Below are 19005 nucleotides of genomic sequence, written 5' to 3' on the forward strand. Positions count from 1 at the left end.
CACGGGAGATCCCATGTCGAACCGACTCGGCCGGCTGGCACCGGCCGTGTGCGCGGCCCTCGTGCTCGCCGCCTGCGGCGAGAGTTCCGACCCGCGAGAGAACACCGACGCCGGCGGCGGCGACGGCGGCAGCGACGACGGCCAGGTCACGTTGGTCATGGAGAGCTGGCGCAACGACGACCTTGCCATCTGGGAGGACGTCATCCTGCCCGCGTTCCACGAGCAGCACCCGAACATCCGGGTGACGTTCCAGCCGACGGCGCCGGACGAGTACGACGCCGCGCTCGACGCCAAGCTCTCCGGCGGCACGGCGGGCGACCTCATCACCTGCCGCCCGTTCGACGTGTCCCTGCGCCTGTTCGAGGAGGGCCACCTCACCTCGCTCGCCGACCTGGAGGGGATGGACGCCTTCGGCGACGTCGCCCGGGCCGCGTGGTCGACCGACGACGGATCGGAGTCGTTCTGCGTCCCGATGGCGTCGGTGATCCACGGCTTCCTCTACAACACCGCGGCGTTCGACGAGCTCGGCCTCACGCCGCCGGAGACGGAGGAGCAGTTCCACGAACTGCTCGACACGATCGCCGCCGACGGCACGTACGCCCCGCTGGTGATGGGCACCGCCGACCAGTGGGAGGCGGCGACCATGGGCCTGCAGAACATCGGCCCGAACTACTGGAACGGCGAGGAGGGCCGGCAGGCGCTCATCGACGGCGCCGAGCGGTTCGACGACGAGCAGTACGTCGCCGCCTTCACCGAGCTGGCCTCGTGGGCGGAGTTCCTGCCCAGCGGCTACGAGTCGATGACCTACCCGGACGCGCAGAACATGTTCACGCTCGGCCGGGGGGCGATCTTCCCCGCCGGCTCCTGGGAGATCGCGCTCTTCAACGAGCAGGCGGACTTCGAGATGGGCGCGTTCGGCCCGCCGCTGCCGGAGGGCCAGGACGCCTGCTACATCAGCGACCACACCGACATCGGCATCGGCATGAACGCGGCCACCGAGCACCCGGACGAGGTCAGGACGTTCCTGGAGTGGACCACGTCGGCCGAGTTCGCGGACCTGTACGCCAACGAGCTGCCGGGGTTCTTCCCGATGTCCGACCACGACGTCGAGGTCGACGACCCGCTGGCGCAGGAGTTCCTCAGCTGGCGTGAGGACTGCGAGTCGACCATCCGCAACTCGTACCAGATCCTCTCGCGCGGTGAGCCCAACCTCGAGAACCAGCTCTGGGATCTCAGCGCGCAGGTGCTGAACGGCACCGTCCAGCCGGCCGATGCCGCCGCCCAGGCCCAGGCGGGCCTGGAGCGTTGGTACGAGCCGCAGCAGCGGTAAGGAGAACGGATGACCTCGGCGCCCCCCGAGGGGATCGGCATCGACGCCACGGCCGCGAGCACACCGGCCGTGGCGCCGATGCCCGCCGCCCGCCCGCGTCGCCGGTTCCGCACCCATCTGGTCGTCTTCATCGCACCGGCGGCGGCGATCTACACGATCTTCATGGTCTACCCGCTGCTCGACTCGCTGCGGCTGAGCCTGTACGCCCCGGTCGACGGCGTCCAGACGTTCGTCGGCCTGGACAACTTCGTCCATCTGGTCTCCGACGACCTGCTCTCCGACGCGTTCTGGAACGCGGTGTGGAACAACCTGGTGTTCTTCGCCGTGCACTTCTTCGTCCAGAACCCGATCGGCCTGCTGCTCGCGGCGCTGCTGGCCGCGCCCACGCTGCGCGGCCGGTCGGCGTACCGCACGCTGCTGTTCATCCCGACGACACTGAGCGTCGTCATCGTCGGGTTCATCTGGCAGCTGATCATCAGCCCGGTGTGGGGGTTCGTCGAGACGCCGCTACTGGGGCAGTCGAGCACCGCCCTGGTGACGCTCGCGCTGATGTCGGTGTGGCAGTACATCGGCATCCCGATGATCCTGTTCTACGCCGTGCTCATCAGCATCCCGGACGAGCTCATCGAGGCCGCGACGGTCGACGGCGCCGGCGCCTGGTCGACGTTCTGGCGGGTCAAGTTCCCGCTGATCCTGCCCACCGTCGGCATCGTCTCCGTCATCACCTACGTGGCGAACATGAACGCCTTCGACCTGATCTACACCGTCAAGGGCGCCCTGGCCGGTCCGGACTTCGCCTCGGACATCATGGGGACGCTGTTCTTCCGCACCTTCTTCGGCTTCCAGCTCCAGCAGGGCTCCAGCACCATGGGCGCCACCGTCGCCACCATGATGTTCCTGCTCATCCTGGCCGGCGTGCTGGCGTACTTCTACGGCTGGCAGCGGCGCATCCAGAGCTACCAACTATGAGGAGCCCAGAGTGAGCGCTGTGAGCACCCCGCCCCGCGGTGTCGCACGGCCGCCCCGGGCGGGCCGGACCTGGCGGGCGCGGGCCGGCGTGGCCGTCCCGCACCTGATCCTGATCGCCTACGTCGTCGTGGCGTGCGGGCCGATCGCGCTGATCGTCATGAACGCGTTCAAGTCCCGCCAGGCGATCTTCGAGGAGCCGTTCGCGTTCCCGACGCCGTCGACGGTGGATCTGGGCGGCTTCGAGACGGTCTTCACCCGGGCCCGGTTCGAGCTGTACTTCCTCAACAGCTTCATCGTCACCGTCGGCACGGTGGTCCTGGTGCTGCTGCTCGGGTCGATGGCGGCGTTCGCCCTCGCCGAGTACCGGTTCGCGGGCATCACCGTCGTCTCGCTGTACCTGGCGGTGGGGATCATGATCCCGATCCGGCTCGGCACCGTCGGGATCCTCGACCTCATGGTCCGGCTGAACCTGGTGAACTCGCTGGCCGGACTGGTGCTGGTGTACACCGCCATGGGGCTGCCACTGGCCGTGTTCGTGCTGACCGCGTTCTTCAAACAGGTGCCCGGTGACCTGAAGGACGCGGCGCGCATCGACGGCGCCAGCGAGTACCGGGTGTACGCGCTGGCCCTTCCGCTGGCGCGGCCGGGCCTCGCCGCCATCGGCGTGTACACCATGCTGCCGATCTGGAACGACCTGTGGTTCCCGCTGATCCTCACGCCCGGCGAGGGCGTCCGCACGGTGACGCTGGGCACCCAGCTGTTCCTCGGCCAGTTCGTCAGCGACTGGAACGCCGTGCTCGCGGTGCTGACGCTGGCGGCGCTGCCGATGCTGGCCCTGTTCATCATCTTCTCGCGGCAGTTCGTCCGCGGTCTGACGTCGGGAGCGATCAAATGAGCCGGACGCGGATCGGCATCGTCGGTGCCGGCTTCATGGGGTCCGTCCACGCGGCGGCGTGGGCGGCCTGCCCGGACGCCCGGCTGACGGCGGTCGTCGGCGGGTCCGGCGGCCCGCCCACGCGGCTGGCGGACGAGTACGGCATGCAGGCCTGCGCCGGCCTGGACGAGCTGCTCGACCAGGTCGACGTCGTCGACGTCTGCGTTCCCACCGACCTGCACCACGAGGTCACCGTCCGCGCGGCCCGCGCCGGTCGCGCCGTCGTCTGCGAGAAGCCGCTGGCCCGAACGCCCGGCGAGGCGGCGGAGATGATCGCGGTGTGCCGGGAGGCCGGCGTGCCGCTGCTGCCCGCCCACGTCGTGCGGTTCTTCCCCGAGTACGCGGCGGCGAAGGCCGCGGTCGACGCCGGCGTCATCGGCGAACCGGCGGTGGTCCGGCTGACCCGCGCGACGTTCCAGCCCCCCGGCGACCGGTGGCACCTCGACGAGGCACGCTCGGGCGGGCTCAGCTTGGACCTGATGGTGCACGACCTCGACTACGCCCGCTGGGTAGCCGGCGAGGTGGTGGGCGTGCACGCGCGCAGCGTCCGGGCCGCTCGCCCGGACGCCCCCGACCACGTCCTCGCCATCCTGCGGCACGCGCCGGGTGCCATCAGCCACGTCGAGGCGTCGTGGGCGCAGCCGCCGCCGACGTTTCGCACCCGGGCGGAGATCGCCGGGACCGGCGGCCTGCTCGAGTTCGACTCCGACCGCAGTGCACCGGTACGGCCGAACCTGCGGGCCGAGTCCGCGGCGGGGCCGATGCCGCTGCCGTCCAGCCCGATCGCCGAGTCGCCCTTCGCCGTCCAGCTGCGGCATTTCCTCGACGTCGTCCGCGGCACGGCGACGGCGATCGTGACCGCCGACGACGCCCTCGCGGCTGTGCGCATCGCCGCGGCGGTCGGGGAGTCGATCGCCACCGGCAGATCCGTCGACGTGGAGGTCGCCGCATGAGGGTCGGATTCCTGTCGACGGCACACGTGCACGTCGACGCCTACGTCCACAACGTCCGGGCCGCCGGCGCCGAGGTGGCCGGAGTGACCGACGACGACGCCGAGCGCGGCGGCCGGTGGGCCGCCGCGCACGCGGTGCCGTGGTTCGCGTCGCCGCGGCAGCTGCTGGACGCCGGCCTGGACGCGGTCGTGGTTGCCTCGGAGACCGCGCACCACCGCGGCCTGGTGGAGCAGGCCGCGGCGGCCGGTGTCGCCGTGCTCTGCGAGAAGCCGCTCGCCACCACCGAGGATGACGCGCGCGCCATCGTCGACCTGTGCGCCCGGGCGGGCGTGCCGCTGATGACGGCGTTCCCCATGCGGTTCAGCCCGCCACTGCTGGAGTCCGCCGCACTGCTGGCCGGCGGCGCGCTCGGCCGCGTCCACGCGTGCACCGGCACGAACCAGAGCGTGCTGCCGACGAGGCACGGCGCCTGGTTCGCCGACCCCGTGCTGGCCGGCGGCGGCGCGATCATGGACCACGTAGTGCACCTGGCCGACGTCCTGCGCTGGTACCTGGGCCAGGACCCGGTCGAGGTGTTCGCCGCCACCAACCGCGTGCTGCACCGCGACGCCGTCACCGTCGAGACCGGGGGTCTGGTCATGCTGAACTACGCCGACGGCGTGTTCGCGAGCATCGACTCCAGCTGGAGCCGTCCGGACGACTACCCCACGTGGGGCGGGCTCACCCTCGAGCTGGTAGGCGAGCACGGCACGGTCGCCGTCGACGCGTTCAGCCAGCACCTCACCGTCCACGGCGGACCGGACGGGCGGCTCGGCTGGCCCCTGTGGGGATCCGATGCCAACCAGGGCATGATCGACGAGTTCCTCGACGCGGCCCGGCACCGGCGCCGGCCGTCCGTCACCGGCGAGGACGGGCTGGCGGCGACACGCGTGGCGCTGGCGGCGTACCGCTCGGCCGAGAGCGGCCAGCCGGTCGGCCTGGCATGAAAATGCCCCGCTGACCTGCGTCAACGGGGCTTGCCACATGGTCGGGCTGACAGGATTTGAACCTGCGACCCCTTGGATGAAACCGCTGGTCAGAGCGGCTTTACGGTCATCTCGTAAGCTTGCGGATCCCCTGCTCTTAGCTGGGAACCGGGTGGTTCTCGCCCTCCGACTGTATCGGGTCTTTGATGGTCGGTACGGGTTGTTAACGATGGAGCAGGTGGGGCGTCTCAGTCGAGAGCTATGCCGGCCGACTCCAGCAGAGGGACCATTCTGGTGGCCGCGATCGGGGCGCCGGCACGCTCGAGCGCGGCGATGGTCGATGCGTCCGTGGCGCCGCGCAGCCGAGCAACGGAGGTCGCATGTGCGGTAAGCATCTGAGCTGGGTACTCGGCGATCAGGAGGCTCAGCAGCGCATCGGGCGTCATCACCTCGAATCCGAGCGGCCCCGCGATTTCCTCCGGGAAGTCTTTCGTGTTCGCCGTGCACAGGATTGTGGCCTCCGCAGCGACGGCAGCGGCGATCACATGACGGTCGTCCTCGTCGGGCAGCGCCAGCTCGGACAGCCGCTCGTGAGCCTCAGGTTCCGGTTCGACCTCGGCATAAGGGAACGCCCGGTTCATCGCGGCCGCAAGGCGCGCACCAGACTCGACGGTGAAGCCGGCGACGTTCGCCACCAGATGCTCGGTGACCTCGTCGAGAATCTCTCGACTCCACGCGACGGCGATGATCTCCTCATCAGCGGCGTAGAGCAGATAGTCACGCAAGACGCGCGAGTACAGGACGTTGGCGTCGACCAGCACGACCCGGACCATGCCGGGCAGGTCGAGATCGTCAGTCACTCCGTGAGTCCCAACTCATCCTGCAGATCGGCAAGATCCTCCAAGGCTGCACGACGCCGCGGACGCTCGGCATCGAGGAACGCCCTGATCGAGGAGACCCGGATGCGGTGATGGGCACCAACCTTGCGGAAGTCGAGCACGCCCTGATCCATCAGCTTGCGAACCTGTGGCCGCGACATCCCCAGCAGCTCAGCGGCCTCACTCGGCGTGACCTCGGCATGTCCCCGAGTGACGAGAACCTGCTGACCACGAGCACGCGCGTCGACCACAAGCGCAAGAAGCTCCGCCGTCTGTCGCGAGAGCGACACTTGCACCTCGTCACCGCCAGCATCCAGAGCACGGTGCACAGCCTCGACATCTCGAGCCAGCATCTCCGTCATGGCGCCTTCCTCATCTGCTCTAACTGCACTATCCGCAACAACTATACGCCCCCTTCGGGCCACGCGAAGCAGGGATCGCGCTCGCCACGCGTGGGATCTCAGCGAGGAGCACGGACAACCGAACCGTCGACGATCCGGCCGGCGCCACCCCTGCTCACCGCAAGTGTCCGGGGCTCCTGATTCACTTCCGCTTGAGTCGTGGCCGGCTCGGGTGATGGTGACACCTACAACCGTCACCGGCGTGCGAACCCGGCTCCTGGCTCACTCATCGGGCGGCAAGATAGCGAGGCGGGGACCGTGGGGCTGTTCGACCGCTTTCGGAGGCAGCACAAGCCGAAGCACACTGTTCGTCCGAACGCCGGAAGAAGCGTGGTCACAACCCCGCTCCCTGTCGCGCCGTCCACACCTCCCAGGCCACCAGCGCCGCCGACTCCCGCACCTGCTGCGGCGCCAAGACCGCCGCAGCGTCTCAGCCAGCCGGATGCCAGGCCTGGGGCGCAGGGGCTGGGCGTCCAGCAATTGACCAAGTACGCGCAATGGGTGGGCCCTAGCTCGAGCATGAGGGTGGCCGGCTACACACTGCCGGGCGGAATGCTCTACATCGGCCATGGCTTGCGATCGCCACGGGGCGACGTCGAGCCGGCGCAGATAGACCCCACATTGAAGGTGGCGGTCCGCAACGTCGACACGTTCGGCGCCACCATGGGCTACTGGCCGAGCTATCACAAGATCAGCCCTGAGGCCCGCGCAGGCTACTTGATCTGGCTGGCCGGTGGCCGCCGGGATCCCCACGCCTACATCGGCTTCGTCTTCCTGTTCTTCTACGGTTTGGAGCGACGTGCACTCGTCGACATCCCGGCGGATGAACGGCTGAAGATTGAGCTCCCGCTCTTGCGGGCAGAGGTCCAACGGCTGCTCGGCATCTACGGGGGCAACAACTCCTTCCGCGGCTATGCGACGAAGTTTCTGGATGTCCTGGACCTTCAGCTGGCCCAAGGCGGATCGAACGCGGCGTCGCCACCCCCGCTCGACCCCGAACGTCACTGGGTGCCGCCTCTGTCGCTGATGGCCGAGGTCGGGAGGCTTGCATCGGCAGGAAGGCCGGTGCCGGCGGAATGGGCCTTGGCCTGGGCGTGGTATCACCCCGAGATCCACCTGAGAACGTCGGCCACTCGGTGCACGAAAGAGTTCACGGCGTTGTTCACCTCCCGATACCGCGCTGCGCATGGCGACGGCATCAGGGTGCGACCGGGGAAGTCGAGGATCCAGTTCGACTACTACGCCGCGTCCGCCGGTCTCGGATCCGCCCAGGTCTCGATGGACGCTCCGGACGTGTTCGCCCAGGCAGCGCCACGCAAGCACCTGGAGAGCCTGGTCGAGTCGGTGAGCGCCGACCTCGACGCCTACAGTCGTTTCCTCGGGCGGAACCCGAGCGGTGGGTCGAGCTTGGCCGCGGCGGCATTGTTGCCGGATGACCTCAGGGGAGCTCAGTCGCCCGAAGTGGTTGCACTGATCCAGTGGGGCACTCGACTCGCGGAGTCGGGCATCGCAACGACGGGCGCTGATGTCTTGTCGCGGTGGCCGTCGAAGGCTTCGGACCGGCTCGCCAAGCCGGAGACCGTAGCTCTGGCCCGGCTGCTGGGCCGGCACGGACTCGGCATCGAACCGGATGTCCGCCTCGGCGGACCGGCGATCCTGGCCGCGGCGAAGGTCATCCTGTTCGAGACCGGCGGCGAGGCGCCACCGCAGTCAGCGACGCCGGCCTATGCGTCCGCGGCGACACTTCTGCATCTCGCGACGGCCGTGGCCTCAGCCGATGGGCACGTCAGCCCCAGCGAGCAGCAGCATCTGGTCGACCACCTCGAACGAGCGCTGGAACTGACGGCGGGTGAGCGGCTCCGCCTCCAAGCGCACCTGCGGTGGTTGACAGCGGCTGGAGTGAAGCTCACCGGCCTCTCGAAGCGAGTCGAGGCCTTGTCACAACCGCAGCGGACCAGCGTCGCTGACCTTCTGGTCACCGTCGCCGCGGCAGACGGCGCGATATCTCCGGAAGAGATCACCAGCCTGACAAAGATCTTCAAGCTGCTCGGACTCGACCCCGCCGATGTCCACTCGTCGCTGCACGCGCACCTCGCGGGCGGCCGGCAGCCACCGGCTTCTCGTCCCGTCACAGTCCGCGAAGCGGGTGCACCCGATCCCGGGTACCCCGTCGCTTCGCCCGGCCGAGTCGGTGCGGACGCCCCGTCAGCTGCCTTCAGCCTCGATGCCGAGGCCATCCAGGCGAAGTTCGCCGAGACCGCGGCGGTCGGCGCACTGCTGGCCGATATCTTCAGCGACGACGAGCCTGTCCACACCATGGCGCTGTCCCCCGAGGTGGCCGGGGGACCGACATCTGCCGGCGCGCCAGGCGATTCGGCCGCCGCGCCCATTCCTGGGCTCGACGCCGCTCACTCGGGATTCCTGCGAACCGTCCTGACCCGCAGCTCGTGGTCACGAGCGGAGATCGAGGAACTCGCCGAGGAGGGCCATTTGATGCCCGACGGAGTCCTCGACACGATCAACGAGTTCGCCCTCGACATCGCCGGCGAACCGCTCCTCGAGGAGGACCAGCTCGACATGTTTACCGTCAACGACTACGCGCGCCAGGAGCTGCAGTGATGCCCCAGGGTCAGGCCCTCACGGGAGGAACCGCCGAACGAATCCGGCCTCGTGACCGCGACACACTCATCAATGGCCTGCGTGCCGGAGTCGTTCCTCGCGTGGGGCAGCAGCACATCCAAGTCGGCCGCGTGAACGAGCTCAATGCGATGCTCGTCGATATCGACCGCATCGCCGACAACGGAGCGACCGCGCGGTTCGTCATCGGTGAGTACGGGTCCGGAAAGACATTCTTCCTCCACCTCGTCCGGTCGGTCGCGCTGCAGCGCAGGCTCGTCACGACCCATGCGGACCTCTCCCCCGATCGGCGGCTGCACGCCACCGGAGGGCAGGCACGTTCCCTCTACAGCGAGCTCATGCGGAACATGTCGACCCGCGCGAAGCCTGACGGCGGCGCGATGGGCAGCGTCGTCGAACGGTTCGTGACCGGCGCCCTCACCGAGGCCGCTACCCAGGGTCTTCAACCGGAGGCGGTAATCCGGGGTCGCCTCAACCAGCTGAGCGAACTGACCGGCGGATACGACTTCGCCGAAGTCGTTGCAAAGTACTGGCAGGGTCACGACACGGGTGACGAGCAGCTGAAGTCGGACGCCGTTCGGTGGCTTCGCGGCGAGTTCAGCACCCGCACCGACGCACGTGCCGCGCTCGGGGTGCGGACCATCATCGATGACGCCAACTTCTACGACCAGCTCAAACTGCTCGCAAGGTTCGTCCGTCTCGCCGGCTTCGAGGGCCTGTTGGTCTGTCTCGACGAGATGGTGAACCTCTATAAGCTCCCCCATTCCCAGGCGCGGAACTCGAACTACGAGCAGATCCTGCGCATCCTCAACGACGCGTTGCAGGGGTCGGCCGAAGGCATCGGTTTCGTCTTCGGCGGCACCCCGGATTTCCTCACCGACGGCCGCCGTGGCCTCTACTCCTACACCGCTCTGCAGTCCCGGCTCGCGGAGAACACCTTCGCTACAGGTGGACGGATCGACCTCTCGGGTCCGGTCATTCGGCTCGCGGCACTCACACCCGAGGACCTTTATGTCCTCCTGACCAAGCTCGTCCATGTGCACGCGGCTGGCGACGCGAATGCCTACCTGCTCGAGGCCGACGCGCTACATGCGTTCATGCAGCATTGCTCGAACCGCATCGGCGACGCCTACTTCCGCACGCCCCGCAACACCATCCGCAGCTTCCTGGATCTGCTCGCCGTGCTCGAGCAGAACCCCGACCAGCAGTGGGACGAAATCATCGAGGCCCTTCCCGTTCAACACGAGACGAATCCGGACCTCGAGCCGCTGCCCGAGGACTCAGCCAGCGACGGATCCCGAGAGCTGCCGGTGCGGCAGGTCGCTGACGAGGACGACGAACTGCGGTCGTTCAAGCTCTGATGCTGTCCGATGCCGCCGCCGGGCACGCGGATCCGGCTCGCGCCTTCGGCCGGCTGCACCCCGGTGTCCAGCGGTGGATCTGGAACCAGGGTTGGACGAGCCTACGGACGGTTCAAGCGCTGGCGGTCGAGCCGATCCTGTCCGGACGCGACGTTCTCATCTCGGCGGCGACGGCGGCGGGTAAGACCGAGGCGGCATGGCTGCCCATTTGCTCGGACATCGCCGAGCATGCCGGCGACGGCGCGCCGGGGATCAAGGCCATGTACGTGGGACCGCTGAAGGCCCTCATCAATGACCAGCACCTGCGGCTGGAGACTCTGGGCGAGAGCGCGGACATCCCTGTGCACAGGTGGCACGGGGACGTCCCCGGAAGTGCGAAGCGGAACGTCCGCACCAATCCCGACGGTATCCTTCTCATCACGCCCGAATCGCTGGAGGCGCTGTTCGTCCGCGACGGCTCCCGGGTGGCGCGGATCTTCGCCGGGCTGCGCCACGTCGTCATCGACGAGTTCCACTCGTTCATCGGGTCAGAGCGCGGCGCCCAGCTTCAGTCGCTCATGCACCGCATCGATAGGGTTGTCGGCCGTCGCGTCCCCCGGATCGGCCTGTCGGCGACGCTGGCCGACCTGAGTGACGCTGCCGACTTCCTTCGCCCCCGCAACGGACCGAATGTCGCGCTGGTCGTGTCGCCCTATGACGAAGGTGCCGAGATTCGCCTGCAGGTCCGCGGATACGTGCGGCACGACCCGGTGACACCGCCGACGCCGGCGCCCTCCCCGGCCAGCCATCCTGAGGAACATGACGACGACATCGCCGGTCACCCCAACGACGCGAAGGCCATCGGTGACCATCTGTTTCGCACGCTCCGAGGCAGCGACAACCTCGTCTTCGCGAACAGCCGCGCATCCGTCGAGGCGTACACCGACATCCTGAGCCGCCTGAGCGCCGATCAACGAGTCCCCAACGAGTTCGTCGCCCACCACGGCAACTTGTCGAAAGAGCATCGCGAGGACATCGAGGCCAGGCTCCGTTCGTCCGAGACGCCGGCCACCGCCATCTGCACCTCGACTCTGGAGATGGGCATCGACATCGGCTCGACCGACTCCGTCGCCCAGGTCGGCGCGCCCCCGGGTGTCGCCGCCCTCCGCCAGCGTCTCGGGCGATCGGGCCGCCGAGGCAAGCCCGCGACCCTCCGCGCGTACATCTCCGAGCCGGAAGTCACGGATCGGACTCCGCCGGCGGACATGCTCCGCGCCCGCCTGTTCCAAACGGTCGCGATGACGGAGCTGATGCTCAACGATCGCTGGTACGAGCCGCCGAACCTCTCTGATCTACACCTGTCGACTCTGGTCCAGCAGGTTCTGTCCGTCATCGCGCAGCACGGCGGAGCGACCGCGGTGGAGCTCTACGGTGTGTTGTGCGGGCAGGGCCCGTTCGCCCGTGTGGGCAGGGAGGTATTCGTTCAGCTGCTCCAGGACATGGGCACATCCGAACTCCTCGTCCAGTCCAGCGACGGGCTCCTCCTCGCCGGCCGCGTAGGCGATCACATCGTCAACCACTACTCGTTCTACAGCGCGTTCCACTCGGCGGAGGAGTATCGGCTGATGGTGCGTGGCCGCACGCTCGGCACGATTCCGGTCGTCTACCCCGTCCTCGTCGGCAGCTACCTCATCTTCGCGGGTCTGCGGTGGCAGGTCGTCGACGTCGATGCCGAGAGCCGCATCATCGAACTCACGCGTTCGACGGGCGGCCGTCCGCCGGCATTCGCCGGCACCGGCACCACTGTGGCCGACGAGGTCCGGCGACGCATGCACGACCTGTACACCTCCGACGTCGTTCCCATCTACCTCGACACCATCGGGCAGTCGCTCCTCGAAGAGGGTCGACGGAACTTCCGACGGCTGCGTCTCGGCGAGCGCCGACTCCTGGACTGGGGCGACGACACCGTTGTTCTCCCGTGGCGCGGCGACACCGTGCTCAACACCATCGCCATCGCCCTCAACAGCGTCGGGTTGAAGGTCTCCATGGACGGCGTCGGGCTTACCGTTGTCGGCGCCGCACCGGCCACGATCGTCGCCGCTGCGCGGGAACTGGTCGCCGCGGGCGAACCCGAAGCCGCGACGCTCGCAGAAGACGTGACCGTCAAGACGCGCGACAAGTACGACGAGTACCTCTCGGACCACCTGCTGTGCTTGGCCTACGCATCCCACAGTCTCGACGTACGCTCGGCCTGGCAGACGCTCGCCCAGCTCGCCGGTGAGCGTGTCCACCTGTCCGCCCCTCCGCGACTCGGCACAGACCCGAGCGTCCAGGTGACGCCTCCCCGCGTCGGCGAGACCCCGTTTGCCGTCGTCGATATCGAAACGACAGGCTTCGCCCCACTCCGCGAGGACCGCATCGTCGAGATCGCGATCGTGCAGGCCGATCCGGAGGGCGTGCCGACCGGCCGCTGGAGCAGTCTCGTCAACCCGCTTCGAGACCCTGGACCGACCCACGTCCATGGCATCCTGCCCGAGGATCTCTTACATGCCCCGACCTGGGTGCAGATCGCCGACTGGGTCGCGGACCAATTCGCCGGCCGCATCGTCGTCGCACATAACGCCGGCTTCGATCTGTCGTTCGTCAATCTGGAGTTCGAGAGAGCCGACATCGACTCCCCCGCCTGGCCGACCCTGGACACGCTCGAACTGGCTTCGCACCTCGGCAACCACGTCGACCGGAGTCTCCAGGCGTGTTGCGATGTTGCAGGCATTCCGATCGAGTACGCGCACACCGCATCAGGCGATGCCGATGCGACCACACAGCTCTTGGCCGCCTACCTGCGGCTAGCCGCGGAGTCAGGTGTCGACCTCAACCCGCTCGTAGCCGACCGGTCCCTCACCCCTGCGCCGTATCCGCGTCCAGCTCCGCCGTTCGCTGCGCCGCGCAAGGTCGTCCGTCCGGTCTCGCCAGAGACCGCAGCGCTCATCACCGCCGTATCGGCCGCCTACTCAGTCGGCGCCGACCCTGCGACCAATGCGTACCTGGCTGTGCTCGACCGCGCTGTCTTGAGCGCCAAGTCGGATCTCGACGTGAACCACCTCCTGACTGAGGCCGCCCGCTTTGGCCTCGACCGACAACAAGCGATCGTGACTACACATAGCTTTCTGACTCGAGTCGTCGAAACCGCTACCGGCATGGCCGCAGCCACGGCAACGGAACTGCTGAGCCGAATCGCTCTGCACTAGCAGGAGCGCTGCAGCGTCCTCATGAGTCGCCACCGTCAGGTGCGACGATGGGCAGGACGGACAGCATTCGGGCTTCGACGTTGGCGGTAAGCCGATGCAGTCCCAGGCTCGCAAGCACCGCTCGGAAAAGCGTCTCGTTGTTGTCCCACCCGTACTCGTTTGCCGCTCGGCTGAGGAGAGCTGCAAGTTCGCGGGGTGGCACCTGCTCGAGCGTCCGGGGGCCAAGCTCGCGCAGCCGAACCTCCAGTTGATCGGGCAGCCGGTATGTCCGCGGTTTGACACCAGCCTCGTGTAGGGGGTTGTCGACCAAGAGCTTGCCCTGCCGCACCCCAGCGGTGATGGCTGAGTTGAGGATCTTTGCTACAGCCTTCCCGACTCGCTTGCCGCCGCTTGCCTTCACGTACGCGGTGTGCAACCGATGTCCGTCGATCGGCCCTTGGACGGCTACGACTGCGAGGAGGCCGTCCAGAAGCTGTTGCCTGGAAGCATTTGCCGGTTGGGCGACGGTGCCAGTGAACTCGGTGTACGGCTCGAGGACGCCGTCGCCCAACGACGGGTAAAGGTGGGTCGGTCCGCCGAGATCGGCCGGATCGTATGTGAGAACACGAGTCGGCACGTGGTCATCGTGGCCAGCCAGCTCGGCAATGCTCGGCGGAAGCGCGTGGGTAGGTACCGCCACGGCGGCAGCCGGGTCCTGTGTTGATGCGGTCCCATGATCGCCGTTGTCGTCCGAGACCGAGTCCCAATCCGGTACCTCGATGCCCTCGTCGCCACCCAGTTCCTCTTCGATCCAGCCGGAGGGATGGATCCTGAGTTCATTGAGCGTCTGCCACAGCATGTCAAGGCTGCCGGCTTGGTCCACGTAGAAGGCGGACTCACGGATGCGAAAGAACTGCCAGCCGCAGCGTTCCAAGTCGCGCTGCCGAGCCAGATCGGCCTCGTAAGCGTCAGGCCCGTGCCACGTGTCGCCGTCGCACTCAATCGCGAGGCGACCCCTTGCACCGACGACGACAAGGTCGATCTTGTAGCCCTCGGCCGGGTACTGCGGTATGACCGTGTAGCCGCGGTCGAACAGCCGATTGAATACACGCTGTTCGAAGAGGGAATCGAAGGGGTCGACGAGCGTGTTCTCTGGCACCGCTTCGGTGCCGACGCCCTCGTCATGGGCGTGGGCGCGGTTAATGACGCCGTAGCAGTAATCCAGGAGGGCGAATCGCATGTCTTCAGGGTTGCCGAGATCCCCCGGAGCGACCGAGTGGAACAGCCAGAGCTGGTCCTTGGCGCGCGAAGCGGCGACGTTGTACCGCTGCACGTACAGCTCCTGAGTGAGCGCTCCCAGCCGTCGGCCCGGGCTAGCAGCCGCGACCATAGACAGGAAGATCACATCTCGCTCAGAGCCTTGGAAGTCTGCTGCGTCGCCGCAGCGGAGATCGCGGGCTGTCCACTCGTCTGGCGGGATTCGCTCGAGCAGTTCGGACTCGATGGCCTTGGCCTGGGCTGTCCCGAGCAGTGAGATGACACCGAAGGTGAGTCCGTCGTAACGGGGGTCAACGAGGCACTTCTCGATTTGATCGACGATCGCAGCGACTTCAGCGGGGTTTATCTTGGCACTTGTCCCACGTTCGTAGCCATCTACCACATGCACGGCTCTGATGGGCTCGAGTCGGTCAGCGCCGTATTGGCGCACCGGGATCAGCCGAATGCCGTCGGGTTCGTAAGCGATGCGGTTGGAGAACCCGATGATTTCGGGGACGCACCGTCGATGCTCGACCAGGGTGATCTGGCCGCCGTAGCGCATGAGTGCCTCGTCGAACAAGCTTCTCTTCGGATCTTGCCAGGCGGCCTTGTACCGGTCCCGGGCGAGATACTGGTTGGCCAGGTCACGCAACTGCTGTTGATCCACGCCAACCGCTGTGGGCGACACCTGCTTGTCGTCGCCGATGACGACGATCTTCGGGGCGAGGTACTGCAGGAAAGTGGCCTCGAGGCCGGCCTGAGATGCTTCGTCGACGATGACGACGTCGAACATGTTCTCGTGGACTTTGAACTGCTCGGCGATGCGGTAGATCGGCATGATCCATACGGGCACGGCCGGTCGGCACCTGTCCATGGCAGTGCGGATCTCGGCGCGTTTCTGGGCGGCGTATTTGCCGGTTCCCTTGCCGAGGCGGCGAACGAGGGAGGCGTAAAGGGCGAGGTCTGCGCGGGACTGACCGGTTAGGCGTTCGGTCGAGACGGCGTGAGACCAGGCGCGGGTGGCCGCGAGGGTTTCGACCTCGCGACGGATCCTTCCTTCGTAGACGCCGATCTGGGCCTGGAGGGCGTTGGCATCGGTGGTGTCCTGCTGGAGGATCCACGCTCCGGTGGCGGCCCACATCCACGCGGCCTCAAAGCGCGGTAGCCGATCATCCCAGATGCGCTCCGCAGCGGAACGGAGGAGGCATTCGCGCAGATCAGGAGCTGCACTGAGCTTCGCGCCCAGCTCGTCCCTGCGCGTGGCCAGAGCCCGTACGGCGTTCAGCCGGGAGAGACGGGCGTATCCACGCGAATACTCGTCGTAGTCGCGGTTGCGGATGGCAAGGTGCAGCTGGTGTACGCACGCTGCAGCGTCTCCCCACCGCGCCGCAGTTTCAACGGCCTCCTCCAGCGCGCGCAGAGGCCGACGGGCGTCGGCCCACGCGTCGCTGGCGGCCGCGGCATCGACGAGGCTGGCGTAGGCGTGGATGGCCTCCAGGTCGGTCCAGTCGGGTCGTTTCAGGCCCAAGGCGATAAGCCGTCGTTCCTCCTCGACGAGCTCTTCGCCCAGGGTCAGTACGCGCGCAAGCTGCTCGAGCTCGATGACATGCCACTGCAGCCGTTCGTCCAGGGTGTCCTCGGTCGGAATCAAAACGTTGGCCGGCCAAGCCCGGTCAAGGGCGTCGACCGTCCGTGCAGCATCGACATATGTGATGAAGGAGATGAGCTGTTCCTCTTCGACCGGCGGGAGGCCATTGATCCGGACGTGCTCGAAGAGCGGCAGAGCCTCCTTGACCATCTTGGGGGTTAGCATGCCGATTTTCGGCTTGCCGTCGCCCGAGGTCTTGATCGCTCCTCCCGAGCGCAGATGCTGGCGAAGGGCCTGAGCGAGTGAGGCGAGAGCGGCGACGTCTGCGCTGTCGGCGAGGTCTACCTCAGTGAGGGGGCCAAGCGCCTCGATCATCGGGAGCGCCTGGTTGATCAGTGTGCCGACCTGATCGGCTCTCGCCCGCCACAGCGCGCCGCGGCTGGCACGGATGTCGTATAGAGCATCGTTCATCCAGGCTTCACGACGTTGCTCAAGTACCAATGCCTCATTAGCGAGAGCACGCATGCGCTGCTGCAGCCGCGCGCGTTCCTCAGGCTGAAGGCGCCGGACAGCCTCGAACTCCTCGTGTTGGACGAGGTCGGCGTGCTGCTGGGAGATCGCGGCCGCGGTTCTCTCGATGACGCAAAGATCGGCGAACTCGTGAGGTTGGGGGATCCCATCAAGCTCGAGGATGCGATCCTGGGAATCGGGCTCGTCGGCCTGGAATTCGACGTCGAGAAGCAGGCTGCGCCATTCGGCTATCTCGGCGTCTGTGAGTGGCGGAGTGTCGTCTGAGGAGACTTCGACGAGGTCAGTGAGCCAGCCGTAGTCCTCTGCTTCGGCCTGGTAGCGCTGAGCTATGGCTGCCAGGCTCCCAGAATATATACCAAATTCGTGATCGACGACTTCGTGGGCTCGTGCGTCGATAAGCTGCCGGTGGGTCGCCGCGCGTTTCCGACGAAGATCATCAATCTTGGTCAGTGAAGCGTCCATGGTTTTGCGCGCCACAAGTGGGTCATGCTCAGACGCGACTGCGGCGATCTTCTCCACGGCGAACTTGAGGTCGGACATGTCGCTGCGCGAGTTGCCGACGACCGCCACGCTCAACGGCTTGATCGCGGTAGGCAGCTTGTCTCGCACCTCTTTCAGAGCACGGTCGGTGTGCGCGGCGACTAGCACCCGCTTTCCTTGCGCTAGAAGGTGCGACAGCAGGGCGGCAGCGGTGTGGGTTTTGCCTGTGCCGGGAGGGCCTTGAACCACAGTCTGCGCCCGCGCGTCCACGGCCTTGAGGATCTTGAGCTGCTGCTCGTTGACCGGGAGCGGGAGGAAGATCTCGTCGCCGACCGCGACCACGGCACCGGGCGTTGGATCCGTCTCGGCAGTCGGTTCGCGGTCCGGATCGACCAGAGGAAGTAGACCCGAAGGAACATCATCTGCCTCGGCAAGCTGCGCGACAATGGTCTGGAAGATCTCCACCAGGCCCTGCTGTGAGCGCTTGCGCAGGATGAGCGCCGGCGCGTAAGCAGCCACAGCGTCGACCGCGAACTGCGGAGGGACAGCCTCGTCGTTGTAGCTGCCCGCGGCGTCTAAGGTGTACACCAGTCGTCGAGCCAACATGCCGACGTCGTCCCGGTGCAGCGGGTGCGCTTCGAATTCCTTGGCAGCGTCTTTCACTTCGTTGATGCGCTGCGGGTTGGAGATCAAACCGGGGTCCAGCATCTCTAGCTCGACGGTGAGCGGGTCCAACGCCTGTTCCCGCGTGACCGTGAGCCGGCCGCTGTCATCGTCGAAGTGAATGCCGGCCGAGCAGGTAAGCATGTGCCGACGCACCATTGGATGATTCTCCGGACGCCAAGCCAGGCAGCCGACTCCCAGCACGAGTTCGAGCTCCTCGGGATGACCGGTCACCTGGACGTAGGTCGAGAACAGCTCCCCATACAGGTCGCGGACGGGCCGGTCTTCTAGCTCGGCATTCGCCCAGCTCTGCCATGTCTCCAACCACTCGCCGAAGGCGTCCCGTACATCCGGATGATCCGCCAAGCGGACGTCTTCGGCGCCCTCATCGTCCGACGCCGACGCGATGTGAGAGACACGGTGAGCCGGGACGGCCTCCGCCAACACCGGAATGGACTCCGGGTCTTCGAGAGAAACCTGCACCCAGGGGCGCAACGCTTCCCCCGGCTCGGGTGGCGCGACTCGACCTACGCGGTCGATCGTAAACAACGGTGCCTCGGCCTCCGGGTCACCGCCACGATGGCTGGAAACGATCGCCGGATGCTGCGGGAGGGAGTCGAACCAAATGACCTTGCCATCTCGTGCATAAACGTCGACGGTCCGAACCGGGCTGACCTTCAGTTGCTGAGCACGAGCGAGGAACTCGAACAGGTTCTTCGCCCGCTGCATGAGCTCAGACTTCTCGATCTGATTCAAGGTCTCGATCTCCCCCACTATTGGCTCACCCACTGGGCGACACGGCATGAGCTGCCTACAAGAAGCCGTGCAGCGGGTCGCTTCTCTCTGGCAGGG

At 67.1% G+C, this 19005-nt stretch carries 11 protein-coding genes; 8 read left to right on the top strand and 3 right to left on the bottom strand.

The features are described from left to right. Positions 1 to 13: 13 nt before the first annotated feature. The 5 genes from HD601_RS20590 to HD601_RS20610 are packed head-to-tail and all read left to right on the top strand — an operon-like array spanning position 14 to position 5172. Complete coding sequence (locus HD601_RS20590) at positions 14 to 1330, top strand: ABC transporter substrate-binding protein (protein ID WP_184824999.1); 1317 nt, start codon at positions 14 to 16, stop codon at positions 1328 to 1330. 9 nt (positions 1331 to 1339) lie between these two features. Then, entirely contained in the window at positions 1340 to 2299 is a 960-nt protein-coding gene (locus HD601_RS20595; RefSeq protein ID WP_221441160.1) for a carbohydrate ABC transporter permease, read from the top strand. Positions 2300 to 2309: 10 nt separating this feature from the next. Beyond that, the gene (locus HD601_RS34050; RefSeq protein WP_425503421.1) at positions 2310 to 3194 is read left to right on the top strand and encodes a carbohydrate ABC transporter permease; all 885 of its coding nucleotides are present in this window, start codon (positions 2310 to 2312) and stop codon (positions 3192 to 3194) included. Next, on the top strand, positions 3191 to 4186 hold the full coding sequence (locus HD601_RS20605) for a Gfo/Idh/MocA family protein (protein ID WP_184825001.1): 996 nt from the start codon (positions 3191 to 3193) through the stop codon (positions 4184 to 4186). The genes HD601_RS34050 and HD601_RS20605 overlap by 4 nt, the downstream gene beginning before the upstream one ends. Beyond that, positions 4183 to 5172 carry a Gfo/Idh/MocA family protein gene (locus HD601_RS20610; protein WP_184825003.1) on the top strand — a complete coding sequence of 330 codons (990 nt, stop codon included), beginning with the start codon at positions 4183 to 4185 and terminating at the stop codon, positions 5170 to 5172. Before HD601_RS20605 ends, HD601_RS20610 begins: the two co-directional genes overlap by 4 nt. Positions 5173 to 5399: 227 nt before the next feature. Here HD601_RS20610 and HD601_RS20615 read toward each other — a convergent pair whose 3' ends face one another. Both HD601_RS20615 and HD601_RS20620 read right to left on the bottom strand, forming a co-directional pair. Beyond that, complete coding sequence (locus HD601_RS20615; RefSeq protein WP_184825005.1) at positions 5400 to 6011, bottom strand: PIN domain-containing protein; 612 nt, start codon at positions 6009 to 6011, stop codon at positions 5400 to 5402. Continuing rightward, on the bottom strand, positions 6008 to 6391 hold the full coding sequence (locus HD601_RS20620; protein WP_184825007.1) for a helix-turn-helix domain-containing protein: 384 nt from the start codon (positions 6389 to 6391) through the stop codon (positions 6008 to 6010). Before HD601_RS20620 ends, HD601_RS20615 begins: the two co-directional genes overlap by 4 nt. A gap of 564 nt (positions 6392 to 6955) precedes the next feature. On the opposite strand from HD601_RS20620, the gene HD601_RS20625 reads away from it, so the two are divergent. The 3 genes from HD601_RS20625 to HD601_RS20635 are packed head-to-tail and all read left to right on the top strand — an operon-like array spanning position 6956 to position 13655. Next, positions 6956 to 9049 (top strand): TerB N-terminal domain-containing protein, encoded by a 2094-nt coding sequence (locus HD601_RS20625; RefSeq protein ID WP_184825009.1) that lies wholly within the window; start codon positions 6956 to 6958, stop codon positions 9047 to 9049. Next, a complete protein-coding gene (locus HD601_RS20630; RefSeq protein WP_184825011.1) occupies positions 9049 to 10428 on the top strand; it encodes an ATP-binding protein in 1380 nt (459 codons plus the stop codon). The genes HD601_RS20625 and HD601_RS20630 overlap by 1 nt, the downstream gene beginning before the upstream one ends. Then, positions 10428 to 13655: a DEAD/DEAH box helicase gene (locus HD601_RS20635; protein WP_184825013.1), complete on the top strand. Its 3228-nt coding sequence runs from the start codon at positions 10428 to 10430 to the stop codon at positions 13653 to 13655. The genes HD601_RS20630 and HD601_RS20635 overlap by 1 nt, the downstream gene beginning before the upstream one ends. A 19-nt stretch (positions 13656 to 13674) precedes the next feature. Here HD601_RS20635 and HD601_RS20640 read toward each other — a convergent pair whose 3' ends face one another. Then, a complete protein-coding gene (locus HD601_RS20640) occupies positions 13675 to 18927 on the bottom strand; it encodes an AAA domain-containing protein (RefSeq protein ID WP_221441162.1) in 5253 nt (1750 codons plus the stop codon). Between the last annotated feature and the right edge of the window lie 78 nt (positions 18928 to 19005).

Source organism: Jiangella mangrovi (assembly GCF_014204975.1).
In the GTDB taxonomy this organism is placed as follows: Bacteria; Actinomycetota; Actinomycetes; order Jiangellales; family Jiangellaceae; genus Jiangella; species Jiangella mangrovi.